Genomic DNA, 25362 nt, shown 5'->3' on the forward strand with positions numbered 1-25362 from the left:
CAAGCCGGTACTTGAGATCGAAGTGCAACGGTAACGGTCATGACTGTGCGTTACCGCTGCAAGGCAAGGGGATCAAAAGTTGGATAGTGCTCCAGACCCTTGCCGGGGATTTGATGCTTGATCAAATGCGGCGGCAAACAGGCGCCTGTTCATGGCGCTGTACCGACCGCTGGAAACGAGCGACTCGAGGGCTATGGGCGAATCGGTCAGTGCCGCGAAATGCGCGTCCACAGGTAACCTGTTAATTGCCATTGAAGGCATAGAAGTCTGCGCAGGAATAACTGCATATCTGATTGCTGTATCCGTCAGTTGCGCATATTGCATCTGCGTTTGTGCTTCACTCTGTTTCATCAGCTGCCCCGCTTTTTTTGCGATATGCCCCCCTGCAGAGAGAAGCGGGTGTCTGCTGTGCGACGCCAGGTCCCCTGCAATTTGTATAGTATTGGCAACTGCACTCCGTCTCTGTGCCAGTACCGCAGGATCCTCCACAGGACTGTTAAAAACAACAGACATTGGACCCATTATCTTGCTTGTATTTCCCTCACCCACGACAGTACTCAACACTCCCGACATAGCCTCTCCAGCGTGATACAACACTGGCCCCGAGGGAGCTGCCGTTCTGGTTCGGGCTGCTGCAATGACATGAGCTTGATGAGTATTGCCAAGCGCCTGGCCATGTCGAGCATTCAGTTCTTCGAGTGCCACGGGAATTTCACGGCGATAGGCTTGGGTGCTCGGATCTTCGCTGTCCGCAAAAAAATTACGTATCGCCTGCATACCTGCTGCCTGCAGAGGACGAACAGCGCCCTGCTCGGAAAGCTCGTGATAGCGCCGGTCTTTCGTACCCTGCCCCTCACCATGCACCGGCATGAGTCCATCCAGATCACTGTAGTAAATTGGGTTATTGCGCAGGGCTCTATACAGGTTTAATCCATCGATAAAGCCACCAGGATCAGGATTTATCCAGCGCCAACCCATCACGAAGTACCTAAAGCCGTAGTAGTAAAGCCCAGTTGCATCTCGCTCCTTACCCGAATAGCGCAAAGTCCGGTAAGTCACCTCGCTCGAATCACCTCGCTCACTAAACGCCGTAGTGCCAAACGGATGATAAAGCTCACGACTAATAATCCGGCCCTCACTGCCCAGCTCCAAGGTGAAAGAGCCCAGGTGGTCGGCAAGTGTGTAGCGGTACTGTTCATCTACCGAATTCTTCGCCAGCGGTGTTTCCCACTTCAGCACCTGCACCGAATTGCGCGCTGCGCGGGCACTGATTACGTTCAGCGTTTCCCCCGTGGCCTTGCTCAATCGAATTTCCAGCCCCGGTAAATAACGGGTTTCGTTAATCACCTGACGGGAATTTGTTAGCGTTAAACGTACTTTGCGCTGGCGCATGCCGTTGGCGCCATAACGGTAGCTCTCACTATCATCAAGGCCCGACTCACGCTCTACAGGCCTGACTTCACTCAACTGGTTGCGCAAGTCCCAATTCAGCGTCCGACCTTTTTCCAATGCCCGCAAATTACCGTTTTTATCAAAACCTGCGGCGATATCGGCCTCCGTCGGCGCGATCCCCTTGTTATCGGGCAGGCAACGATTGCTGAACTTGCCCGCAGTCAGCACGCGCCCATGGCTTTGCGGCCCTTGATGGGTCAACTCCAGCAAATTCCCACCGGCGTCGTAACGGTAGGTCTGACGGTAATTGGCAACCGCTTGTGGGTCTTCAATCTGATCAGGGCCCTGGTTGTCGCTCCCTGACTCCCACCCCGTAGCTTCGATAAGTTGATAAAGGCTGTCATAGGTGTAGCGATTAATCGGCTCGATGCGTTGGTTGGCAAAGAAACGCACCGGGAGGGCTTTGTCCTCGATACTGAGAATATTACCCACCGGGTCGTACAGGTAGTTCAGGTCCTGCAAGGCTTCCTGCTGTGGCCGGCTGGCTCGCAGGCGGCTGAGTCGACCGTCCTGAGGTGAATAGTCGAAGCTGCTGATCACACCGTTACCGGCAGTCTGTTGCTGAGTTTGACCGCCAGCGTTGTAATGAATGCTGCTGGCTATAACCTTGGCGGTCGATGCCCCTGCAAGCAGCAGTCGCTCCTCTCGCAACTGACCGCCGAGGGTGTGATCAAACTGCTGCTGATTGCCCTTGGCATCGGTTTGCAGCACGACAGCGCCCAAAGGGCTGAAACGAGACACGGTTGTGTACCCCGCTCCCGTCTCAAGCAACTGGTCCCGTTCACTCTCTGACGCAGGCCAATTCGGCGATTCCAGTGTCTGTAAAAAGTGCTGATTTTGCTCAATAAGCTCGCCCGTTATGCCGAACTCATTAAAATGCTTCGTACCAGCTGGGTCATCGTGACGGATCAATTGTCCGTACTGGTTGTGGTCGATACAGATTGGATCTACAGAGCCATAGATATAACGCTCAGCACACGATACCGGGGCATTTGACTCATGCTCAAAAATCGCCAGGGGGCGCAGCAAGGTGTCGTACTGAATATGTTGCTGACTACCTCGCCCATCCCAGCTGTGCAGGAGCTGCCCCACTTCACCCGGCAGGCTGATTCGCAGGCCAGCATCAACACTCAAGGATCTCAAGGGAATGCCTGTCAGCGTGTAAAGGTGCTCGGCATTGGCCGGCGTCGAGGCATCACTGCCATGCAGTACCCACAATCGCGGGTCCCACTGAGCCACCACTCGCCCCGCCTCGTCGAACCGGGTTCGATTGATGCGAACCTCGGCATCTGCATCGCTGGCAGAGCGGCAATAAGTGATTGAACGCACGGTCAATCGACGCGAATCAATGGTTGTTAAGGTTGGTGTGTGGCAGTGAATATTCATCATCAAGAGCCTTTGCAGTTCTTGATCAGAGTAGAAACGCAAACCAGCGGACTGCCTACTGTCAGAAATACCAGATTCGCCTGTAGCCGCTTGCGATGGGCCGCAAAGCGGCCCCAGGACTAACCCAAGGTCAGTCCACTTTGCCCTGCTCAACAATCACCGTACACGTAGTGCCTGCGGCCAGCAGGAAACCATCGGGGATTTCGTCGATGTGGATACGTACCGGCACCCGCTGCGCCAGGCGCACCCAGTTGAACGTCGGGTTTACGTCGGCCACCAGTTCACGGCTCTCGGGGTTGTCGCGGTCGTAGATGCCGCGCGAAATGCTTTCCACATGTCCCTTCAATACTTCGCCGCTCATCATTTGCAGGTCGGCTTTGTCGCCCACACGGATGTGCGGCAGTTTGGTTTCTTCGAAGAAGCCATAAACCCAGAACGAATCCTTGTCGATCACGGCCATTTTCGGATCGCCCACCCGCGCATAGTCGCCACGGTGCACGTTGAGGTTGGTGACGTAGCCGTCAACGGTAGCCAGCACTTTGGTGCGTTTGAGGTTGAGCTGCGCCGCGTCAAGCTGAGCCAGCGCGTGCTGGTAGTCAGCCAGGGCCGAGTCGGCGATGTTGCTGGCGTCGTCACGGTTTTCGCGGGAGATCACCAGGCTGTCCATGTCCGCCCGGCGATGGGCGTTGACCTTGCGCATCTCCCAGGTGGCCTTGCGGGACGCCACCAGCGATTGCGCTTGCTTGACCACGATTTGGTAATGCTCAGGGTCGATTTCCAGCAGTACGTCACCCTTTTTTACCAACTGGTTGTCTTTGACCGGCACGCCTGTCACGTAGCCGTTAACGTCGGCCGCAACGTTGATGATATCGGCCCGCACCCGTCCATCACGGGTCCACGGGGTGTTCATGTAATGCTCCCAGAGGGTGCGGCCGATCCATATCGCAAGGGCCAGAACCAGCAAGGTAGCGAGCAGGCTGAAAAACTTTTTCATCGGATCGGTCTCAACGGTAAACAGTGAGCGCCATGGCGCCAAAAAGACAGGCAAACAGGCTCAGGCGCAACAGCGCCGGATGCCAGAAGAAGCGGTACAGGTCGTAGCCGGAAAACAGTCGGTCAAAGCCCCATGCCAACCCCGCCGCGATAAAAAACATCAGGGTCATGGTGGGCATGTAGACGCCGTGGAAGGCGATTTCACGAGGCATGTTCAAGTCCTTGCGGCTGGGCATATGCGGCCAGCGGCGATTGCGGGTCGAGCAGTGAAGTACGGATAAAGTGCAGGTAGCTTTGCACCCGGACCAGCGCCGAAGTGTCGAAGTTACGGGCGAAAGGTTCGTCGGTGGACTGCACCCGGCTGATGGCGTGATCGACGGCAATCAGCGCACGCTCCAGGTTGCTTTCGCTGGGGGCGATAAACAGCCGCACCAGCGCCCGGCCCATAACCCGGATGGCCTGACGCCATGGCTGGGCCTCGGCGTACGCCGGGTGCACCGGCAAAATTGCCTGTTCCTTGCGCAGCTCGATGATCGCGTGGCCGACTTCCAGCACCACAAACATCCAGCGCAGCAGTTCGCGTTGCACCTGCGGCTTGCCGGCTGCCAAGCCATAAGCCTGGTGCATCAGGTCGCGGGTACGGCTTTCCAGGCTGGAACTCAAACCGCGCAACTTGCCGCTGATGGCGTACACCACTTGCTCACGCAGATCCTGCTCCAGGCGACTCCACAACCAGCGGCTGTTAGGCGGCAGAATAATCGCGCCGGCAGCCGCACACACCAGCATACCCAGCACCATCGCGATGTAGTCGTTGATGAACTGGTACGGGTTGTAGATCGTCAGGTTGTCGGGGACCGAGCCGATGCTGAAAAAAATCAGCAAGCCCAGTCCAACCCCGGCGTAATTGGCCCGCGAGGTCAGGAACGAGCCGAACACGATCACCGGCGTCAGCACCAGGCACAACAACGGGAAGCCGTCGATATGGGGCAACACAAAGAACATTTCGACAAAGCCCACCAGTGCCCCGATAAAGGTCCCGCACGCCATCTGAAACGCCATGCGTTTGGGGTTGGGCGTGGCGGCGGACAAGCCCACGGTGGCGGCAGCGACCAAGGTCATGGTGGCGCCGCTGGGCCAGGCGGTCATCACCCAGTAGGTGCCAAGCACCACCAGAATAAACGCCGCCCGAATCCCCGACGCCGCCGCTGACCACCAGTTGGTTTGCGAGATAAAGGGCTGATCCCAGCGCTCCCGTTCGTGGGTGTGGTCGGCCAGCGAGGCGTGGGTCAACGCGTAGCTGTGCAAATCATCAACGAAGCGGAACAACAGTTCGTAGGCGGTATTGAAGTCCAGAAAGTCCGAGGGGCTGGGCTCACTGTCCAAAAACTTCACCCGCAGCGCACGTACATGTCCCGGCAGGCTGCTCTTGAAAGCATCCAACTGCTCGGCCAGCAAGGCTGCGTCTTTATCGGTCAACGAGCGACCAGCGTAGGTGTCGAGCAACTGCGCAAGTATTTCCAGCTCGGGCTCGATGGCCGACACCACGTCTACCACACCACGGCTGCGCAAACGTGCGAGCAGTTGGTGCAAGGCATTGAAGCGTGTGGTGATGGCCATGAATTCACTGTTCAGACGGCTCAAGCGGCCACTGCGACGACGCATGTGCGGGTCTTCAAACACCGTCACGCTGCGCATGCCTTCCAGCCCTACGCTCTCACCAATAAAGCGCACGTTGCTGGCTTCATAGGCCTCTTGAGTGGACTGGCCGCGCAAGCCTTCGGCAACAAAACCGGCAAACACACCAAAGCGTTTGTACAGCGCGTCATGCATGGCCGCGCCTGCGGTTTTGGGCAAGATCGCGGCACTGATGACCGTGGCGCAGAGGATGCCCAGGGAGATTTCCAGCACCCGCCACACAGCGGCCATAAAGGCCCCATCGGGATGCGCCAGCGCGGGCAAACCGACCATGGCGGCGGTGTAACCGGCGAGAACGAAACCATAAGCACGAAAGTTACGGCAGCGCGCCGCACCGGCCGAGCAGATACCCACCCAAATCGCCAGCGAGCCTAGGAACAACACCGTGTTCTGCGCAAACAAGGCAATCAACGCGACCATCACCGCCGAACCGGTCAGGGTACCCAAAAATCGGTAAAAACTTTTGGCAAACACCTGGCCACTTTGCGGCTGCATCACGATAAACACTGTGATCATCGCCGTGCGCGGTTGCGGCAACTCAAGACGCATGGCCAGCCACAGGGTCAAAAAGGCCGCGATCAAAACTTTGAAGATATGCACCCAGGTCACGCCATCGCTGCGTGCCCAGTCATAAAAGCCACGGCGCCATTCCAGGGAATACAGCCAGCGTACCGGGGCGGGCAAGTGGTTCATCTACCGGATCTCAAAATTAGCCATCAGTGGTTTAGTGATTGAACAGCGCCATGACGGCCGGGGGTTTTTCGGGGACATAGCGGTCATCTTTGGGCACATCAAAGCCAGCCCCAAGACCGCCACCCAATGCAGTAACAAGCTCGGCATGGGCGCTCAGGCGGGCGGCCTGAACCTGCTGCTGGATTTGCTGCTGCTTGAACAACAGGGTTTGCGCGTTCAGTACGTTGAGGTAATCGGTAAGCCCGCGCTGAAACGCGACCATGGCGATGTCGTAGGTTTTCTGCGCGGCGGCAACCGACTCGGCGGCGAACACCTGCTGGTTTTCCATCGACTCGCGTTTGATCAACTGATCGGAAATACCCTTGAGTGCAGTCACCAGTGTCTGGTTGTACCTGGCCACGGCCATGTCATAACCGCCGGATGCCACGCCCAACTCCGAACGCAGGCGGCCGCCATCAAAAATCGGCAGCGAGATCGCCGGGCCGACGTTGTAGTTGAGCTTCTTGCCGGTCAAAAAGCCCAGCGCGCTGCCACCGGTGGCCATAAAACCAATGCTGCCAACCAGATCGACGTTGGGATAAAAACCAGCATGGGCCACATCGATGCCCCGGGCCTGGGCCGCTACTTCCCAACGGCTGGCGACCACGTCCGGGCGCTGACCCAGCAGTTGTGCGGGCAAGGCCGAGGGCAATTTGAGCGCGGTATTCAGCGCCAGGGTTGGGCGCTTCAGACGGGCGCCCTCGCCCGGGCCTTTACCGGCCAACGCCGCCAATTGGTTGCGGGTCAGGGCAATTTCTTCTTCCTGGGCATCGATCTGGCGATGAATTTCGGGCAGCGGCGCCTGCGCCTGGCTGACTTCAAAATGCGTACCGATGCCACCGTCCAGACGCTTTTGCGCCAGGTCGAGAATCTGCTCTTGCTGACGCAAGGTCGACTCGACGATGTCGAGCTGAGCGTAATGCAGCGACAACTGGATATAGGCGCGAATGACGTTGTTCTGCAATTCGAGCTGGGCCTGGCGCCCTTCGGCGACGCTCATATGCGCCATGTCCACGGCCTGTTCGGTGGCATTGCTTTCGCGGCCCCACAGGTCCAGTGCAAAGCTGAAGCCCAACGCGGCGTTGTTGTCCCAGGTGGTGGTGTTGTCCAGCGCGCCCGGACCGTAAAACGGGTCAGAAGGCCAATTGTGCCGTTTGAGGGTCGATTCGCCATTGATTTGCAGTGACTCAGCCGACTCGGCGACGCCCGCCAGAGCCCTGGCCTGACGTACACGGGCAGCAGCCATGGCCATGGTTGGGCTACCCTGTACCGCCAGAGTGATCCATTGATCCAGTTGCGGGTCGCCGTAAGCGTGCCACCATTGGGCTTTGGGCCAGTTTGCATCTTTCGCGGCGCTTTGGATCGCCTCGTCGGTGGCCAGGGTATTGGCAGGTAACATTGCGTCTTTGGGACCAATGCCGCCGAAACCAATGCAGCCATTTAATGCTAACGATAAAGCCAGAACACTGAGGGCTTTAAGCTCTCTGCTGATGCGACGCTGCACTGCTGCAAATTCCTGACATGAGGGGAGATGAGGCTTGAGATAGAGAAGTCTATGGCTTGGCAGGCACAACGATAAGCGGGCATAAATGTGAATCTTTATTACCGTTCTTGGGATAATCCGTTGGTCGAATGAAAACCGGCCGGTAAACCCTGAAACTTCATGTCACAATTTGTCGCTGTGTAATTGGTAGCTGTCCCCTATATCGCCCCTTGAGAGCACTTCATGGACACTTTGCAAAACATGCGCGCCTTCAGTTATGTGGCCGAAGCCGGAAGTTTCACGGCCGCTGCCGCCATGCTGGACACCACCACTGCCAACGTCTCGCGCGCGGTCTCCAACCTTGAGGCCCACCTGCAAACCCGCCTGCTGAACCGCACCACCCGCCGCATCGCCCTGACCGAAGCCGGCAAACGCTACTTATTGCGTTGCGAGCAAATCCTGGCCTATGTCGAAGAAGCCGAAGCTGAGGCCAGCGACGCCCACTCACGCCCTGCTGGCCAACTGAAAGTGCATACCATGACCGGCATCGGTCAGCACTTTGTGATCGACGCCATTGCCCGCTATCGCAAGACGCACCCTGATGTGACCTTTGACCTGACCATGGCCAATCGTGTGCCGGACCTGCTCAACGAGGGTTACGACGTATCCATCGTGCTGGCCAGCGAGCTGCCGGATTCCGGCTTTGTGTCCCAGCGTCTGGGGATCACCTACAGCATCGTCTGTGCATCGCCCGCTTACGTGAAAGCCAATGGCACTGCAATCAAACCCAGCGACCTGCTCAACCACTCCTGCCTGCGCCTGGTCAGCCCGGTGATTGCACTGGACAAATGGGTGTTCGAAGGCCCGGAAGGCCAGGAAATGGTCCTGATCAACTCCTCGCCGTTTCTGGTCAACTCGGCCGATGCAATGAAAACCGCGATCACCAGCGGCATGGGCGTGGGCGTGTTGCCGGTGTACGCCGCCATCGAAGGCCTGCGTAACGGCACACTGGTGCGCATGCTGCCCAAGTACCGCTCGCAGGAGTTGAACCTGTACGCCATCTATCCCTCGCGCCAATACCTGGATGCGAAGATCAAAACCTGGGTCGAATACCTGAAAAGCTCGTTGCCGGAAATTTTAACCGCGCATCAGACCGAGCTGGTGACGTATAGCTGAAACAAACGCCTCTGTAGCCGCTGCCGCAGACTGCGATAAGGGCCGCAGGACCTGCGGCTTCGCAACCCATCGCAGCCTTCGGCAGCGGCTACAGGATTGGCGGATGGTGGGCGGGAATGTTAGCTTGCTTGCATTCCCGACAGCCGATGAGCCTTGTTCCGATGAGCCTTTCCAGCGCAAAAAAAACCGTACTTGCCTTCAGCCGTGTCACGCCCGAGATGATCGAGCGCTTGCAACAAGACTTCAATGTGATTGCCCCCAACCCCAAACTGGGCGATATCAACGCACAGTTCGATGAGGCATTGCCCCACGCCCACGGTTTGATCGGCGTCGGGCGCAAGCTGGGACGCAAGCAGCTGGAAAACGCCAAACAGCTGGAAGTGGTGTCCAGCGTGTCGGTGGGTTATGACAACTACGATGTCGATTACTTCAACGAGCGCGGCATCATGCTCACCAATACTCCGGACGTGCTCACCGAAAGCACCGCTGACCTGGGTTTTACCCTGATCATGAGCAGCGCTCGCCGGGTCGCGGAGCTTGACGCCTGGACCAAGGCCGGCGAGTGGAAGGCCAGCGTGCCGCCCGCCTTGTTCGGCAGCGATGTGTACGGCAAGACTTTGGGGATCGTCGGCATGGGCAATATCGGCGCAGCTGTTGCTCGCCGGGGTCGACTGGGTTTCAACATGCCCATCCTGTACAGCGGTAACAGCCGCAAGACCGAGCTTGAGCAAGAACTGGGCGCGCAGTTCCGTAGCCTGGATCAACTGTTGGCCGAGGCTGACTTTGTGTGCCTGGTGGTTCCACTCAGCGAAAAAACCAGGCACCTGATCAGCCACCGCGAACTGGGGCTGATGAAGAAAAGTGCGATCCTGGTAAATATCTCCCGTGGCCCGGTGGTTGACGAGCCTGCGCTGATCGAGGCCCTGCAAAACGGCACCATCCGGGGCGCGGGTCTGGACGTTTACGAGAAAGAACCGCTGAGCGATTCACCGCTGTTCCAACTCAAAAATGCGGTCACCCTGCCCCATATTGGCTCGGCGACCCATGAAACCCGTGAAGCGATGGCCAACCGCGCCCTGGCCAACCTGCGCAGCGCTCTGCTGGGCGAACGCCCACAAGATCTGGTCAACCCGCAGGTGTTCAAGGGTTGACCCGCCTGGCAACATAAACCCTGTAGCAGCTGTCGAGCTCCGCGAGGCTGCGTTCGACGGCGCAGTCGTCGCAAAACCAGCCCCTGCGGTGAGTCAGGATAATTCCGGATTAAGGATCTACGGTCGCTGCGCAACCGAACGCAGCCTCGTTCCTTCGGCAGCTGCTACGGGGTGGCTCCTCACGCCAGCTTGGCTTGCAGTGCCACAGGCTTGGGCTTGCGAAACACCAGTACGTTACCCAGCATCACCAGCACCAGCCCAGCCAGCGCCGGCGCGGTCCACTGATAGCCTTCGACGAAGGCCGACACGTTCAGCGCCACCAGCGGGAACAACACCGTGCAGTAAGCAGCGCGCTCCGGCCCCATGCGCCCGACCAGCGTCAGGTACGCGGTAAAGCCGATTACCGAGCCCGGTATCACCAGGTACAACAACGAGCCGATATAGCGCGTGTTCCATTCCATGCCGAACGGGATGCCACTAAACACGCAGTACAGCGCCAGCATGCTGGCACCATAGAACATGCCCCAGGCGTTGGTGGTCAGAGGCTTGAGGCCAGACTTCTGCTGCACACTCGACAGCATATTGCCCGCCGAAAAACATAAGGTACCAATCAGCGCCAGGCCCAGGCCGAGCAAAATATGCGGCGTCGCGGTATGCCCGCTCAATTCAGGCCAGAACAACAGACCCAGGCCGAGCATCCCCAAGGCACCACCGGCGATCACATTGCGGGCGATTTTCTGCTTGAAGAAAATCCGCGCATTCAGTGCGTTCCACAGTGTGGCGGTGGAAAACACCACCGCAATCAGGCCGGTCGTGACCCACTGGCTAGCGGTCAAAAAGCACATGAAATTGACGCAAAACAGACACAGGCCCTGGGCCAGGCAAATCAGATGCCCGCGCCTGTTCATCACCTGCAACTTGCGGCTGAGCAACAGCACGACAAACAGCACCAGTGCGGCCAGACCAAAGCGATAAACGATGGACACCGGAATCGCCACCTCCCCCAGTTGCAGCTTCAGGGCGATCCACGTGGTGCCCCAGATCAGCACGGTCAATACATACAAGAACAGGTTCATGGCGCACTCCAGACAATGGCTTTCAGTTTGTGCCTTCGCTTGTGCGCGCACTTGCAGATTCTTGCGCTTTTGTTGGTACGGGGCTGGCAGCCGAGGCGCGACGGAGTAGGATGCAAAGCGTTGGAGAACTGACCATGTACCCACTGCAAACCCTGCAAGTCTTTCAAGCTATGGGCCGCTCGCCCAATGCACGGCTGGAACGTAGCGTCGAACTGGGTGACGGCATGGCTGCGGCCATGTGGAGCAACCATCACGACATCCGCAATTATGAAGCGCCGACTCACCACACCCTGTCGTGCTACATCTCCGGCGGCACCGGCACCTTTCGCCGTGAACAACCCGGGGCCAGAGGCGCACCGGGCAAACTCTGCGTCCTGCCCGCCGATCATCAATCGGCGTGGGTGATCAATGGCGAGATTCGTCTGGCCCATGTGTATGTCAGCCAGGAGCAATTTGCGTTGGGCTGCATCAGTCTGCTCGACCGCGAGCCACGAGAGCTGCAACTGAGGGAAATCACCTTTCAGGATGACGAGCCGCAAAATCGGCGTTTTCACCAACTGCTCGGCATGAATTGGAACGAGCCCGGCGAACGCCTGCTGACCAGCAGCCTGGCCAGCGCCCTGCTCGACCATGCCGTACTGACTCAAGTGGGCTTGCGCGAGGGGCTGCAACTCAAGGGCGGACTGGCCGCCTATCAACGACGCCAACTGGTCGACTACATCGAACACCGGCTGGCCGAGGCGCTAAGCATCGGTCAACTGGCGACGCAGTGCGCGCTGTCGCCTTATCACTTTGCGCGCATGTTTCGCGAAAGCTTCGGCGTGCCGCCCCATCAATACCTGCTGTCCCGCCGCCTGGCCCGCGCCCGCGATTTGCTGCGCAACAGTACTCTGGCACTGGGCGATGTAGCACTTGCCTGCGGTTTCGCCAGCGCCAGCCACTTCGCCAATCGCTTCAAACAAAGCCTGGGCAGTACGCCGGGGGAATATCGGGCGGCGTTCAGGTAGCGCAGTGAGAGCGGCGGTGCCACTTGTTCGCGATTCAAACAGCGCGGTATTGCATATACACCGCAGCGATCCGATCGCGGGCAAGCCCGCTCCCACCAGATGCAAAATCCATCCCGTGCGGCCTTAAAACTCCAGCGTACTGGAGAAGGTAAATTGCCGTGCATCGCCAATGGAGACGAAGGTGCGGCTGGCCGCTGAGGTGTAATAGGTGCGGTCGAAAAGGTTTTTGACATTGACCTGGAATTTGACCTTTTGCCCTTCGACGTGAGTGTCGTAGGTCGCAAAGGCATCGGCCACGGTGTAGCCCGGCAGGTCGAAGTCGTTCAGTGCATCGCCTGCCCGTTCGCCCACGTAGCGTGCGCCTGCGCCAACCCGAAGTTTGTCGCCACCCACGATAGTGCCAAAGTCATACACCGCCGACAGCGAGCCGCTGTTTTTAGCCACGTTCTGCAAACGCATGCCTTGGTATTTCGTGTCTTTTGTCACTTCGGCATCGGTGTAGGCGTAGCTGCCGATCAGGCTCCACTGCTCGCTCAACTGACCGCTGACATCCAGCTCCAGGCCCCGCGAACCGACATCACCGGCCACCGAATACACAGTGTTAGTACCCACTGTGGTGGACACCAGCACGTTGCGCTTTTTGATGTCATACAAAGCCACGGTGCCGGTGATACGCCCCGGAATATCAAGTTTGGCGCCCAGTTCCCAGGACTTGGACTCCTCCGGGGCAACAGACGAATCCAGTACTACGCCCCCGCTCAGCGGTGCGATGCTGGAGTTGGGCTTGAACGATTCGGTGTAGCTGCCATAGAACGACAGTTCATCGGTGTAGCGGTACACCAGGCCTGCACGGGGAATCCATTTCACCCCGTTGGTGTCGGTGCTGACCTTGAACGGAATGCTTTTGCCTCCCAACTGGTCGTACTTCTGAAAACGTGCCCCAGCCACCAGAATCCACTGGTCGGTGAGGTGAATGGAGTCCTGGGCAAACAGCGAATCGCTGCGTAGCAAGTCGGTCTGGTTGCTGTCAGTGGCGCTGACCGTGGTGCCGGCAACTTCATTGCCATACACCGGATTCTCGTAGTTGAAGATGGACTGACTGTCCTGGCGGATCAGATCGGCGCGGTAGATTTTGCGGTACTCGTCATCGAACCCGAACACCAGATCATGCTGCATGCCCGCAGCCTGAACCTTGCCTTGCAGGCTGACGGTGGAGAAGCGGTCAGTGGTGATCGCGCCTTTAGTGCCGTCCATTTTGCGAGTCAGGGTGCCGTCGGAGTTGACCTGGGTGACGCGAACCTGGCTGGCATCGTAGGTCTCGCGGTTCCAGCTGTAGCCGAAATGGGCTTTCCAGTCGTCGTTGAGGTCGTGATCGACTTCAAGGCGATACAGGTCGGAGCGCCCTTCCATATTGTTGAACGGCTCATCCAGACGGCGCGTAGCCGGGATATCCAGCGGGTGGTTGGTGGCCGGGTTGATCGCCGTACCCCGGTCAAAGGGAGTCAGAAACTCGCGGTGCTCGTATGCCAGCAGCACTTGGGTATTGTCGCCATACCAGGCCAGCGACGGTGCAATTAGCGTCTCGCGATGCAGGCCGAAGTTGCGCCAGTAATCTTCGTCTTCGTGATCGATGATCATCCGGTAAGCCAGCCCCGAGTCACCCAACGGGCCGGTGCTGTCCAGGCTGCCGCCACTGCCGTTTTTGCCCGCACCGTAGGTTGAGCCACGCACTGTCAGCGCGTTGTACTGCTCCAGTTGCGGCTTTTTGCTGACCACATTGACTACCCCGCCCGGATCCTGAATCCCGTAGAGCAACGAGGCTGGCCCCTTGAGTACCTCGACCCGCTCCGTGGTCGCATTCATCGCCCGCCCCTGCACCAGAGGCATGCCATCGCGCATGATCGAACCGTCGCGGTTGTCACCGAAGCCGCGCTTCATCACCGAGTCCTGGGTGCCGCCCAGCGTGTTGCCCTGGGTAATACCACTGACGTTGTTCAGGGCGTCATCCAGATTGCGCGGTGCCTGGTCACGTATCACTTGGGCAGCGACTACGTTGATAGTCTGCGGAACTTCCATGGACGAACCCGTGCCACGCATCACTGAGGTGTTGGCTGGCGGCTGGTAGCTGGTGTCGTTTGAGACCTGCGAGGTGATGCTGGTGGCACCCAGATTCAGGGCGCCTGTCATGGGCTGGGGTTCGAGGGCAAAGGTATTGGCGTCGGTGCGCCGCACATTAAAGCCCGACTGCGCGAGCAACTGCTGCAAGGCCTCATCTGCGCTCATGCGGCCCTTGATTGCCGGGGCTTGCAGGCCGAAGGGGGCTTCGTCGGTATAGACCACGCTAAAGCCGGTCAAACGGGAAAAATCGTTCAGGGCCTGGGGCAGCGGCTTGGCCGGCTGGTTGAAGTCGAACATCGCGCTGACCTGCTGTTGAGGTGCCTCGCCGGCAATCGCCAGGCACAGCGGGTTTAGCGCCAACCCGGCGATCAAAAAAGCAGAAGCCCCCAACCACTGTTTCACCGAACTTGCCCTGGACTTCATGCTCATGACCTGTGTGTCGACTCGATACGGAATGCGAACTTTTCGCATTTTCAAGCACTACACGGATGGGGGCGGGAGTTACCTCACCTGCGATTGAAAATTAATTTTGTGTGCGGCCCTTTCCCCTCACCCCAACCCTCTCCCGGAGGGTTGGGGTGAGGGGAGCAGTCAACGCAATACAATCACCCGCCCAAACAAACTGTGCTGTTCAAACCCCAACACCCCTTGCAGGGAATTGAGTACCGCTTGCGGGTCCTTGCTGGGGAAGCTGCCGCTGATGCGCTTTGCGCCCAATTGGCTATCGAGCAACACGATCTGGCCGGGGTAGTAGCGCTTGAGATCCGCCACAACGTCGACCAGCGGCGTTTTGTAGTAGGTCAGCCAACCCGAGCGCCAGCCCAGTTGGGCCTTGCTGTCGACGCGATGCACCACATCTGTCACTCCAGCGTCGTAAGCCAGTTGCTGATCGGCAGTGAGGATTTGCTGCGCCCCGTCCTTGCTCGCCTTGACCCCTACCCGCCCGGACAACACCGTGACCTGGGCGCCATCGGGTTGCAGGCGCACTTCAAACTCAGTGCCCAACACCCGCGATTCACCGCCCTCGGCATCCACGACAAAAGGCTCGCCGGTATGGGTGACATGAAAGAAGGCCACCCCACGGCGCAATTGGACATGCCGCTCGCCACCGCTGAAGTCCACTGCAATGGCGCTGTCGGCATCGAGAGTAACCTGCGATTGATCGGCCAAAATGACGGTGCGCACCTGCCCCGGCGCACTCACGTAATCAGCGCCCAGATCGTCCAGCCAACGCGCTGGCTGCCAACCGGCAAACACGCCGACCATCATCAGCAAGCACGCGGCAATCGCCATCCCGCCTGACCAGTGCCGCAGGCGGCTGCGCTTTGAAGTTTTCATCGCTGACAGGTAACGCTGCATCACCAGTGCTTCTTCGTCCGCCAGGGTGCTGGCCGCCACCTCGCTCAGTTCCCACACAACTTGTGCCTGGGCATAGGCTTCGGCATGGGCCGGATCAGCCTTGAGCCAACGGCTGAAGGTGGCCTGATCGCCGCTGTCGGGCTGATCGTGCAGCACACTGAGCCACGCCAGCGCGGTGCGCTCCTGCTCGCGGGTGATGGGAGTTTTCGAACGACTGATCACAACGCCTTCCCTGATCTCGGCTCACGCAAACTGGCCTTGCAGGCCTCAAGGGCACGCATCATATGTTTTTCAACAGCACTCTGGGACACGCCCATGACCTTGGCGATCTCGGCATAGGTGCGACCGTGGATTCGGTTGAGCAAAAAGATATGCCGCGTGCGCTCGGGCAGGCTGCGCAAGGCCGCTTCGACCTGACGCAAATCATTGCCTGCTTCCAGCGCTGCCTGGGGCTCGCAGCTTTGGGCATCCGGCTCGGGCTGCCAGTGATGGCTGATCCGCCCGCGCGTACCTTCGCTGCGCAAATGGTCGATAGCTATATTGCCCGCGCAGCGCAGTAAGTAGGTACTGAGTTCTTCGACCTGCACCAGTGGCCGCCGCCAAAAACGCAGGAATAAATCCTGCACCAGATCGGCGGCCGTGGCCCGGCACCCCACGCGGCGGCTCACCAGCGCTTCCATTTGCGGACGCTGGGTTAAAAACACCTGCAGAAAATGCGCCCGTCCATGGCGCGCTTCGCTACTGGAGCCATCATCAAGTTCGGGTGGGGTCATGTCATGGACATCGGTGCGCAGGTCAAAAAGGAAAGCGATACTAATGATAAATATTCTCATATGCAAAAACAGATGACGGCCAGCGCTCACCTCATTGATCAGCGGTGATTGCTCTACTCAATAAGCCACTACTACAATGCGAACAATTCTTGTTCTCTAAAGCGTTTTCAGCGCAGCTGGAGTGGTCGTTGCCGCAGTCAAATACCGTCGAGGTCCTGTATCAGGACCACCACAGCTGGCTCACGAGCTGGTTGCGGCGCAAGCTGGGCTGCCCGCAAAGTGCTGCCGATCTGGCGCAAGATACTTTTATGCGGCTGCTTACAGCCCGCGAAACCCCGAGCCTGAACGAACCCCGGGCATTTTTGACCGTCGTCGCCAAGCGCGTGCTGTTCAACCATTACCGCCGTCAGGATCTGGAGCGCGCCTATCTGCAGGCACTCGCCCAGATGCCGGAGCAACTCGCACCCAGCGAAGAAGAGCGGGCGATCATTCTGCAAACCCTGATGGAGCTGGATCAGTTGCTCGACGGCCTGCCCTCCCCAGTCAAACGCGCCTTTTTGCTGGCCCAGGTCGATGGGCTTGGCTACGCCGAAATCGGCGCACGACTGGGTATTTCGATTGCCACGGTCAAACGCCATTTGAGCAAGGCAGCCATGCGCTGCTACTTCGCCCTGTGAACGGTGGATTCAATCAGCCACCCGACATCGGCTCCGCAGTCGCCGAGCAAGCGGTAAGCTGGCTGATCGAAATGCAGGATGGCGCGCTGAGCCCGAGGCGCCAGCAGGCATGGGAGCAATGGCTGCAGGCACACACTGAACACCAGCGGGCGTGGGAGCATATCCAGCGGATCAACCAGCGCTTGCGCGGTTTGTCGTCACCACTGGCCCATGCTGCCCTGAACGCACCAAAGACCAGCAACCGACGCCAGGCCATGAAACTGTTGCTGCTGTTGGGTGCAGGCTCGGCGTTGACCTATGGTCTGCGCGATCAGCTGCCCGTCACCCCGCTGCTGGCCGACTTCAGCAGCCCGGTAGGTCAGCGGCGCAAACTGCAATTGCACGATGGCAGCCAGATCCAGCTCAACACCGCAAGCTCGGTCGATGTGAAGTTCGACGCGCAGCAGCGAGTGATTCGCTTGCTTGAAGGTGAAATATTACTGACCGCCGCCCAGGATTCGCGCCCCTTGCAGGTGCTCACCGCCCACGGCAGTTTGCAGCCACAGGCCGCACGCCTGAACGTGCGTCAATTCAGTAATCACACTGAAATCGCCGTTTTTTCTGGCCGGGTCAGGCTCACACCTACTGTGCACTCAGGCCCCCCGCTCTGGGTCGAGCCACACCAGCAACTGAGTTTTAACCGTCAGGCCTGGAACCCGCCGCGCCCGCTGGATGCGGGGAGCGGCGCCTGGAGCGACGGCATGCTGGTCGCCGCCCATATGCGCCTCGCAGACTTCCTGGCCGAGCTGGCACGCTATCGCCGTGGCCAGCTCAACTGCGATCCCAAGGTTGCCGACCTGTTGATCTCCGGCACTTACCCGGTGGACGACAGCGAACGGGTGCTGGAGTTGCTTGCTGTCAGCCTGCCGGTGCGGATCAAGCGCTTTACCCGGTATTGGGTAACGGTTGAGGCACGGGCGTAATGGTTGCATGAAATTTAATGTGGGAGCGAGCCTGCTCGCGAAGGTCTCAGAGCATCGCGATTTAACGACATTCGCGAACAGGCTCGCTCCCACAAAAAGGCTTTATTTTAATTTCAGAAATGTGAGCTGATTTCAAATCTGGCGTGACAGAGAAGGTAAGCCACTTTGATTCCCTTCGTCTCAGGATCCCTTCATGCCCGCTCAGCCCTTTCGCCTCACATCCCTGGCCCGCTTGCTATTGGGTGCCAGTTTGAGTTTCAGCGTCCTGCCGATGGCCTTTGCCGACACCAAGGCTTACAACATCGCGCCGTCATCGCTGGAAAACGCCCTGAATCAATTTGGACGCGAAGCCGGGGTGCTGATTTCATTCAGTTCCGCTACCGCCAGCGGTATTCAAAGCAAGGGCCTAGAAGGCACCTACGACCCCGAACAAGGTCTGCAGGCCTTGCTCGAAGGCACGGGCCTGCAAGCCCGCGCCGAAGGTCAGGGAGCGTTCAGCTTGCAACCCGCTGCAGCCTCGCTGGCACCAGCGAGCATTGAGCTGGGCGCCTCCAGCGTAGTCGGCGACTGGCTCGGTGAAGCAGCGCAAATCGATGTGTTCGAACACGCCGGCGCACGTGATGTGATCCGCCGCGAAGCATTCGAACGCCAGGGCGCCACCACTGCCCGCGACGTACTCAATCGCATTCCAGGCGTCAACGCCCCGGAAAACAACGGCACCGGCAGCCACGACATGGCGCTCAACTTCGGCATTCGCGGCCTCAACCCACGGCTGGCTACCCGCTCCACCGTCTTGATGGACGGCATCCCCGTACCCTTCGCCCCCTATGGCCAGCCGCAACTGTCGTTTGCCCCGATCAGCATGGGCAATATGGACGCGCTGGACGTGGTTCGTGGTGGCGGTGCCGTGCGTTATGGCCCGCAAAACGTAGGCGGCATCGTCAACTTCGTGACCCGCGCCATTCCCGACGAACCGACCGTCAAGGCTGGTTTCCAGACCGAAACCAGCCCGTCCTCCACGCAAGACGGCTTCAAGAAAACCGCCAACCTGCTCGCCGGCGGTACGGCCGACAATGGCCTGGGCGGCGCCTTGCTGTACTCCGGTACCCGCGGTGGCGACTGGCGCGAACACAGCGATACCCGTATCGACGATCTGATCCTCAAGGGTAACTACCAGATCGACGAAGCCAACAGCCTGCACGCAATGGCCCAGTACTACGACGGCGAAGCCGAGATGCCCGGCGGCTTGAGCACTGCGGCCTACAAAGCTGATCCGTATCAGTCGACACGTCCGAACGACAAGTTCTGGGGCCGTCGTACGCTGGTCAACTTCGGCTACCGCTATCAGGAAGACCGCCGTGAATTCACGGTCAACAGCTTCTTCACCAAAACCCTGCGCAGCGGTTATCTGGACCAGGGCACCTTCCTTTCGCTGTCGCCACGGGAATATTGGGTACGCGGAATCGAAACCCGCATTGCACAAGGCTTTGACCTGGGCAACACCCGCCACGAAGTGGGCGCGGGCTATCGCTACATCAACGAAGCAGGTCATGAACTGCGTTACCGCGCACCGATTGCGGCCAACGAATTGCCGACCACCAACAGCCGCAATGACCGCGATACCCGTGGCGCTACTGAAGCCCATGCATTCTTTATCGACGACAAGATCGACATCGGCAAATGGACGTTCACCCCCGGCATTCGCTACGAAATGATTGAACAGCAACAAACCAACCTGCTGACCAACGTCAAATACAAGGGCGACTACAACACCCCATTACCAGCGCTGAACGTGATGTACCACGTCACCGACAGCTGGAATATCTATGCCAATACCGAAGGTTCGTTCGGCAGCGTGCAGTACAGCCAGATGCCCAATCGCGTCACCGGCGGCGAAGTAAAACCGGAAAAAGCCCGCACCTGGGAACTCGGCACACGCTACGACAATGGCAACCTGCGCGCGGAGATCGGCGCATTCTTGATCAATTTCAACAATCAATACGACAGCAATCAGACCACCGATACAGTGATCGCACGGGGCAAGACCCGGCACCAGGGGATCGAGGCTAGCGTCAACTACGCGCTGGATGGCCTGAGCCCGGTACTGGCCGGTTTCGACGTATACGCCAGCTACGCTTATGTTGACGCGACTATCCGCGAAGATGGACCGAACAAGGGCAATCGCGTGCCCTTCTCCTCGAAAAACAAGGGCAGCATCGGCCTGGGTTACACCGAAGGGCCGTGGAAAGCCAACCTGGACACGACCTTCCAAAGTAATCAGTTCGCCGACAACGCCAACACCCGCGCCGAAAGCGCTGATGGCAGCACCGGCTCAATCCCCGGATACATGCTGTTCAATACACGGGTGGGCTACGACTTCGGGCATCAACTGTCTGACTTGAACGTGGCGATGGGGGTCAAAAACATCCTCAATCACGAGTACTACACCCGTTCGTTTGACGATAACAACAAGGGCAAATACGTCGGCGAGCCGCGCACGCTCTACGTTCAGACATCTGTCGCATTTTGATATAAATCAACCAAAGCCCGCCCATGCGGGCTTTTCTCACAGCCAAAGACTGACGCCGGTCACAGCACGTGAGACTTCCTGAAAATAGTACTTGAAATATTTGGTCATCGGCCCAAACACTGTAACTGAGCGATGACGATGAACCTTTGAACACACGAGGCCGTCAGACCTCACACGAGCACGCTATATAAGGGAAGAATTATGCAAACTGAAGTCTTTTCCGATAAGAACATCGCCGTTGACGTACGTACCCAAAATTGGGTGACTGCGACAGTTGAAGTTACGCTCGAACGTCACTTGGAAGACCTGACTCGAGTTATCGTGCATGTCACCGATGAAAACGGTGGCAAATCTGGAACTAAAGACAAACGTTGCAAAATGGAGGCTCGACCTAAAGGGCATCAACCGTTTCTGGTTTCCCACGACGCTGATTCGCTGACAGAAGCGGTAGAAGGTGCCGCTACCAAACTGGAGCACAAGCTGGAGCACTTGTTCGGCAAGCTGCGTGGCAAACGTACCGTGACGCTCTCTCCGGAAGGGTTTGAGGAGAAAGAGCCAAAGCAGAGTGCTGACGCCCTGCTGGAAGAAGAGTTTCTAGAGAAAGAAAAAGAACTCGAACTCAATAGCTGATTCAGCGTTCAGGACGCAAAAAAAGGGCGGGCTTACTTCGGTAAGCCCGCCCTTTTTCATGTTGTTGCGGTTACAACTCGCCCTTCTCCACCTCAGGGTGTTCACCGGAGCCGGCACCGGTCTTGCGATGCGGGTTCTCGATTTTCACCGACGGGAACTGCGACGAGGCATAACGCACCACCAGGATGGCAAACGCCAGTAACAGAATCGCCCCGGTCAGGTACACCACGCCCATGTCCGGCGGGTTGTGATGAGATACGTTGGAAATCAGCAGACGGGTCAACGCCGTGATCGCCACGTAAATCAGGAAACGCACGGGCATGTGGTTGGTCTTGAAATAAATCCCGACCATCGCTCCCAGCTCGAGGTAGATAAACAGCAGCAGGATGTCATCAATAGAGATGTTGCCCTTCTCCACCATCCCGAGAAATTCCATCACCGCCGCCCAGGCAGTGACCGCACCAATCGCAAACAGCGCAAGGTAATGGAAGGTTTCGACGAACAGATTGCCCATCGATTCGGCCAGTTCATGAACCTGGCGACGTAGCTTTTCAGCTTTATTAACTCTCACGATGCAGCTCCTTGAATCGACTCGAACGGATCATCCGCGATGCACATGACGCTTTTTACATGCAGAAAAAAGGCCATGTGAGAGCGCACTACTTTCAACTGTGGGCGCAAGCCTGCTCGCGAAGGTGCCAAGACCGTCGCGAGCAGGCTCGCTCCCACATAAGATGATGACGGGCGGCTATTAGACACGTCAGGCACCCGATACGCCTACCAATTGCAGCTAGAGTGAAAAAGCCGCTATTCAAAACCTGGTGATTGGCTTATCCTTTTCGCTGTATATAAATACAGTAATCGCAAGATAATTTACGTGAAGGCATATGAGGTGGTAAATGGCCGTCGAAGTGGTATACCGCAGCAGCCGAGATCTGGAGCGCTTGTTCATGGATAAAGCCGAAGCTGACCGTCATGACAAAATGCTGGAACTGGCTGAGTTGCTGGCAGAAGTGTTGCAAAAAGCTGTGCCGTCGCTGAGCGAGCAGCAGGTCGAAGAAGCCGGTATTTACATGGCGAAAAATCGCGATGTGTTTGCCAAGGCATTCAAGAGCCAGCCGGACGCCCTGTCCGAGTTGCTGGTCGACAGCGAGTAACCGCACCGGGCTCTCGCTTGACTCTCCCCTACGGGGCAGCCCCTACCCTCAAAGGCCCCCTTTCAAGTTGGCGTGATGATGAGCAAGCGAGTACTGGTGATCCTGGGTCACCCCAGCACGGATAGTTTCTGCGGTGCTCTGGCAGACACCTATATAGAAGCGGCCAAGGGTGCCAACCATGATGTGCGGTTCATGCAGTTGGGTGCTCTGCGCTTCGATCCGGTGCTGCATGAAGGCTACAGGCAGATCCAGGCGCTTGAGCCTGACTTGCTCAACGCCCAGGCTGATATTCTCTGGGCTGAGCAGCTGGTTCTGGTCTACCCGATCTGGTGGGGCGGGATTCCCGCATTAATGAAAGGCTTTTTCGACCGCATCCTGCTGCCCGGTTTTGCCTTTCAGTACCGCAAGGGCAAGGCATTCCCCGACAAGCTGTTGAAAGGCCGCAGCGCGCACCTGCTGGTAACCATGGACACCCCGCCGTGGTACTACAAATGGGTTTATCGCATGCCGGGGCTGCATCAAATACGCAAAACCACCTTGGCATTTTGTGGCATAAAGCCCCTCGCAACCCTGACGTTTGGCCCGATTCTCGACGCCACGTCACCCCAAAGAGACGCCTGGCTTCAAGAGGCACGCAGGCTCGCCACTCGATAATCTGGCGGGCGGCGATTAAAAGGATTTTTCATGTACATCGGCAAAGCCGCCCAGTTGTCGGGCACCACCATCAAAAGCATTCGCCATTACGAAGACATAGGCCTGTTACCACCCGCGCAACGCCGTGGCGCCTATCGCGTCTACAGCGAGCAAAGTGTTGAACTGCTGATGTTTATCAAATGCGCGCAGCAGTTGGGCTTCAAGCTCAAGGAAATGCAGGCAATTCTTGATCAACACCGTGGCCAGACATTGCCATGGGAAGTGGTGAACGACGCCATCGCCCGCAAAAAACACGCTGTGATGAGCCAGATTGAGGCATTGCAGCAAGTGCATGCGGGGCTAGTGGAATTTGAAACACGGTTTGCTGTAGACGCGCCAAAACTGGATTTAGCCTGCTTTTAATCCTTTGGGTACAACAACCGTTGCGCCAGCTCATCCGAGACCCGTGCCGGTGAGCGCTTTTCGGCCTGGGCGTGAGCATAGATGCCGGTCAGGCGCTGGCTGATCTGCAACAACTGCTGGTTGATGGCCTCGGGCGCAGCATCCTGATGGGTCAGCGCCATATAGATCAGCCCGCCGGAATTGATGACGTAATCGGGCGCATACAAAATACCCCGCCGTTCGAGTTGATCGGCTACTTGCAGATTGGTCAGTTGGTTATTCGCACACCCGGCCACGGCCGAGCAGCGCAGCTGCGCCACACTGTGCCAGTTCAACACACCGCCCAGGCCGCACGGCGCAAGGATGTCGCACGGCGTGCTGAGCAAGGCTTCGCAGGCAATGGGATGCGCACCCAGTTGTTCCATGGCCAGACGTACTTTACCGGGGTCGGTATCGCAGACCAGCAACTCGGCACCCGCCGCATGCAGTTGCTCAGCCAGCGCGTAACCGACCTTACCCAAGCCCTGAACCGCAACCCGCAAACCTTCCAGGTTGTCACTGCCCAAGCGCGATGACGCGGTGCTGCGAATACCGGCAAACACCCCCATGGCTGTATGTGGCGAAGGGTCGCCTGCCGCAGTGGTGCTGGTCACGTGTCGGGTGTGTTGGGCGATGCAATCCATATCGGCGGTAGAGGTGCCGCTGTCGATCGCGGTGATATAACGCCCGTCCAACTGATCGACACAGCGGCCAAACGCCTCAAAAAGGGCCGCACGACTCTCGACATGAGCCGCGCGCACAACCACGGCTTGCCCACCCCCGACTGCCAGGCCGGCCAGCGCCGCCTTGTAGCTCATGTCTTGAGCCAGACGGATAGCATCGTTCACAGCACTTTCGTCGTTCGGATACGCCAGGTAACGACAGCCACCCAGCGCCGGGCCCAGGCGAGTGTTATGAATGGCAATAACCGCCTTGAGGCCTGTAACGGGGTCCACACTAAGGTGCAGCGACTCCAACTGAGCGCTTTGCATGAGAGCAAACATCATCAGGCCCTCGAACGATTATGGGTATTCGCCAGTATAGGCGGCGCCAAAAAAATCGTTGAAGTGCGCAGGAATAAGCCTGCGCGGTTTTCACGATTTCGGACATAACCCGCAGAACGTAGCAGCTGCCGAAGGAACGAGGCTGCGTTCGGCTGCGAAGCAGTCGCAAAATCAGACGCTGCGGTGTATCAGTTAAACTCGGCCCTCAGGGTTTACGACGGCTTCGCCGCCGAACGCAGCCTCGTTCCTTCGGCAGCTGCTACCTGTTGCGCTTCCTTCAGGCAGGGGTATCGGGTTGATTGGCCGGATGCGCCTTGATAAACGCCGGATGTTTATCTGCCAGTGCCGCCACCCGGGTAATGCGCGGGTACGGCGTCAACGCGACGTTGAACCGCTGCGCGGCATACAACTGCGGGATCAAATACACATCCGCCAACCCTGGCTCGGCCCCGAAGCAATATCCATCATCACCAATCAGCTGCTCAATGGCCGCCAGCCCTTGAGTGATCCAGTGACTGATCCACTGCACCACCTGCTCTTCGCTCTGCCCCAATTGGCGCAGTTGATTGAGCACGCTGACGTTGTGGAGCGGGTGGATATCGCAGGCCACCAGCGCCGCCACCGCCCGCTCGTGCGCACGGGTGACAAGGTCCCGGGACAGCAGCGCCACCTGCGGGTAGCACTCTTCGAGATACTCGATGATCGCTGGCGATTGGGTCAGCACGCTGCCCTCATCGGTGCGCAGAACAGGTACACGGCCTTGCGGGTTGACCTCCAGATACGCCGCCTGGCGGTGTTCACCGCCAGGCGGCGCGATCAGATTGACCGGCACTGCCTGATAATCCAGACCTTTAAGCGCCAGCGCGATCCGCACCCTGTAAGATGACGTTGAACGGTAATACGTAAACAGTTCCATGACCCGCTCCT

At 58.3% G+C, this 25362-nt stretch carries 22 protein-coding genes; 10 read left to right on the forward strand and 12 right to left on the reverse strand.

Annotated features, from left to right (window positions below):
* Window positions 1–72 precede the first annotated feature (72 nt).
* From U5A05_RS19760 to U5A05_RS19780, 5 genes are all read right to left on the reverse strand, one after another.
* A complete protein-coding gene (locus tag U5A05_RS19760) occupies window positions 73–2880 on the reverse strand; it encodes an RHS repeat-associated core domain-containing protein (protein ID WP_321834469.1) in 2808 nt (935 codons plus the stop codon).
* 88 nt (window positions 2881–2968) lie between these two features.
* Window positions 2969–3832 carry an efflux RND transporter periplasmic adaptor subunit gene (locus U5A05_RS19765; protein ID WP_261739565.1) on the reverse strand — a complete coding sequence of 288 codons (864 nt, stop codon included), beginning with the start codon at window positions 3830–3832 and terminating at the stop codon, window positions 2969–2971.
* A gap of 10 nt (window positions 3833–3842) precedes the next feature.
* A complete protein-coding gene (locus U5A05_RS19770; RefSeq protein WP_016781859.1) occupies window positions 3843–4043 on the reverse strand; it encodes a DUF1656 domain-containing protein in 201 nt (66 codons plus the stop codon).
* Entirely contained in the window at window positions 4033–6219 is a 2187-nt protein-coding gene (locus U5A05_RS19775) for an FUSC family protein (RefSeq protein ID WP_321834470.1), read from the reverse strand. Before U5A05_RS19775 ends, U5A05_RS19770 begins: the two co-directional genes overlap by 11 nt.
* Window positions 6220–6250: 31 nt before the next feature.
* On the reverse strand, window positions 6251–7762 hold the full coding sequence (locus U5A05_RS19780) for an efflux transporter outer membrane subunit (RefSeq protein WP_321834471.1): 1512 nt from the start codon (window positions 7760–7762) through the stop codon (window positions 6251–6253).
* Between the two features lie 222 nt (window positions 7763–7984).
* Between U5A05_RS19780 and U5A05_RS19785 the strand changes: the two genes are divergently transcribed.
* Together U5A05_RS19785 and U5A05_RS19790 are read left to right on the forward strand one after the other, a co-directional pair.
* Window positions 7985–8917, forward strand: coding sequence for a LysR family transcriptional regulator (locus U5A05_RS19785; RefSeq protein WP_261739568.1), 933 nt, complete (start codon window positions 7985–7987; stop codon window positions 8915–8917).
* Between the two features lie 161 nt (window positions 8918–9078).
* Entirely contained in the window at window positions 9079–10068 is a 990-nt protein-coding gene (locus U5A05_RS19790; protein ID WP_261739569.1) for a 2-hydroxyacid dehydrogenase, read from the forward strand.
* Window positions 10069–10247: 179 nt separating this feature from the next.
* Here U5A05_RS19790 and U5A05_RS19795 read toward each other — a convergent pair whose 3' ends face one another.
* Window positions 10248–11144, reverse strand: coding sequence for a DMT family transporter (locus U5A05_RS19795; RefSeq protein ID WP_261739570.1), 897 nt, complete (start codon window positions 11142–11144; stop codon window positions 10248–10250).
* 134 nt (window positions 11145–11278) lie between these two features.
* Here U5A05_RS19795 and U5A05_RS19800 point away from each other — a divergent pair, with 134 nt between their 5' ends.
* Entirely contained in the window at window positions 11279–12151 is an 873-nt protein-coding gene (locus tag U5A05_RS19800; protein ID WP_261742491.1) for an AraC family transcriptional regulator, read from the forward strand.
* Window positions 12152–12274: 123 nt separating this feature from the next.
* On the opposite strand, the gene U5A05_RS19805 is transcribed toward U5A05_RS19800, so the two are convergent.
* The 3 genes from U5A05_RS19805 to U5A05_RS19815 all read right to left on the reverse strand — a co-directional run bounded on the left by U5A05_RS19805 (window position 12275) and on the right by U5A05_RS19815 (window position 16401).
* Window positions 12275–14692, reverse strand: a complete 2418-nt coding sequence (locus U5A05_RS19805) for a TonB-dependent siderophore receptor (protein ID WP_321836539.1) — start codon at window positions 14690–14692, stop codon at window positions 12275–12277.
* Between the two features lie 168 nt (window positions 14693–14860).
* Window positions 14861–15850: a FecR family protein gene (locus U5A05_RS19810; protein WP_261739571.1), complete on the reverse strand. Its 990-nt coding sequence runs from the start codon at window positions 15848–15850 to the stop codon at window positions 14861–14863.
* Window positions 15847–16401, reverse strand: a complete 555-nt coding sequence (locus tag U5A05_RS19815) for an RNA polymerase sigma factor (RefSeq protein ID WP_321834472.1) — start codon at window positions 16399–16401, stop codon at window positions 15847–15849. Before U5A05_RS19815 ends, U5A05_RS19810 begins: the two co-directional genes overlap by 4 nt.
* Window positions 16402–16589: 188 nt before the next feature.
* On the opposite strand from U5A05_RS19815, the gene U5A05_RS19820 reads away from it, so the two are divergent.
* From U5A05_RS19820 to U5A05_RS19835, 4 genes are all read left to right on the forward strand, one after another.
* Window positions 16590–17078 (forward strand): sigma-70 family RNA polymerase sigma factor, encoded by a 489-nt coding sequence (locus U5A05_RS19820; protein WP_321834473.1) that lies wholly within the window; start codon window positions 16590–16592, stop codon window positions 17076–17078.
* Window positions 17075–18040, forward strand: coding sequence for a FecR family protein (locus U5A05_RS19825; RefSeq protein WP_321834474.1), 966 nt, complete (start codon window positions 17075–17077; stop codon window positions 18038–18040). The genes U5A05_RS19820 and U5A05_RS19825 overlap by 4 nt, the downstream gene beginning before the upstream one ends.
* Window positions 18041–18233: 193 nt before the next feature.
* A complete protein-coding gene (fecA, locus tag U5A05_RS19830; RefSeq protein WP_321834475.1) occupies window positions 18234–20570 on the forward strand; it encodes a TonB-dependent Fe(3+) dicitrate receptor FecA in 2337 nt (778 codons plus the stop codon).
* A 201-nt stretch (window positions 20571–20771) separates the two neighbouring features.
* The gene (locus U5A05_RS19835) at window positions 20772–21200 is read left to right on the forward strand and encodes an HPF/RaiA family ribosome-associated protein (RefSeq protein WP_261739576.1); all 429 of its coding nucleotides are present in this window, start codon (window positions 20772–20774) and stop codon (window positions 21198–21200) included.
* Window positions 21201–21270: 70 nt separating this feature from the next.
* Here U5A05_RS19835 and U5A05_RS19840 read toward each other — a convergent pair whose 3' ends face one another.
* Window positions 21271–21771 (reverse strand): phosphate-starvation-inducible protein PsiE, encoded by a 501-nt coding sequence (locus U5A05_RS19840; RefSeq protein ID WP_261739577.1) that lies wholly within the window; start codon window positions 21769–21771, stop codon window positions 21271–21273.
* A gap of 328 nt (window positions 21772–22099) precedes the next feature.
* Here U5A05_RS19840 and U5A05_RS19845 point away from each other — a divergent pair, with 328 nt between their 5' ends.
* The 3 genes from U5A05_RS19845 (at window position 22100) to U5A05_RS19855 (ending at window position 23413) form a co-directional block, all read left to right on the forward strand.
* On the forward strand, window positions 22100–22357 hold the full coding sequence (locus U5A05_RS19845) for a YebG family protein (protein WP_019410845.1): 258 nt from the start codon (window positions 22100–22102) through the stop codon (window positions 22355–22357).
* A 75-nt stretch (window positions 22358–22432) separates the two neighbouring features.
* Window positions 22433–23011: an NAD(P)H-dependent oxidoreductase gene (locus U5A05_RS19850; protein WP_261739578.1), complete on the forward strand. Its 579-nt coding sequence runs from the start codon at window positions 22433–22435 to the stop codon at window positions 23009–23011.
* Between the two features lie 30 nt (window positions 23012–23041).
* On the forward strand, window positions 23042–23413 hold the full coding sequence (locus U5A05_RS19855; protein WP_261739579.1) for a MerR family transcriptional regulator: 372 nt from the start codon (window positions 23042–23044) through the stop codon (window positions 23411–23413).
* Here the strand turns inward: U5A05_RS19855 and U5A05_RS19860 are convergent.
* Window positions 23410–24435, reverse strand: a complete 1026-nt coding sequence (locus tag U5A05_RS19860) for a Leu/Phe/Val dehydrogenase (protein WP_261742493.1) — start codon at window positions 24433–24435, stop codon at window positions 23410–23412. The genes U5A05_RS19855 and U5A05_RS19860 overlap by 4 nt on opposite strands.
* Before the next feature lie 277 nt (window positions 24436–24712).
* Complete coding sequence (gene maiA, locus U5A05_RS19865; RefSeq protein ID WP_321834477.1) at window positions 24713–25351, reverse strand: maleylacetoacetate isomerase; 639 nt, start codon at window positions 25349–25351, stop codon at window positions 24713–24715.
* Window positions 25352–25362 lie beyond the last annotated feature (11 nt).

The sequence above is a fragment of the Pseudomonas kulmbachensis genome (genome assembly GCF_963681935.1).
Lineage (GTDB): Bacteria > Pseudomonadota > Gammaproteobacteria > Pseudomonadales > Pseudomonadaceae > Aquipseudomonas > Aquipseudomonas kulmbachensis.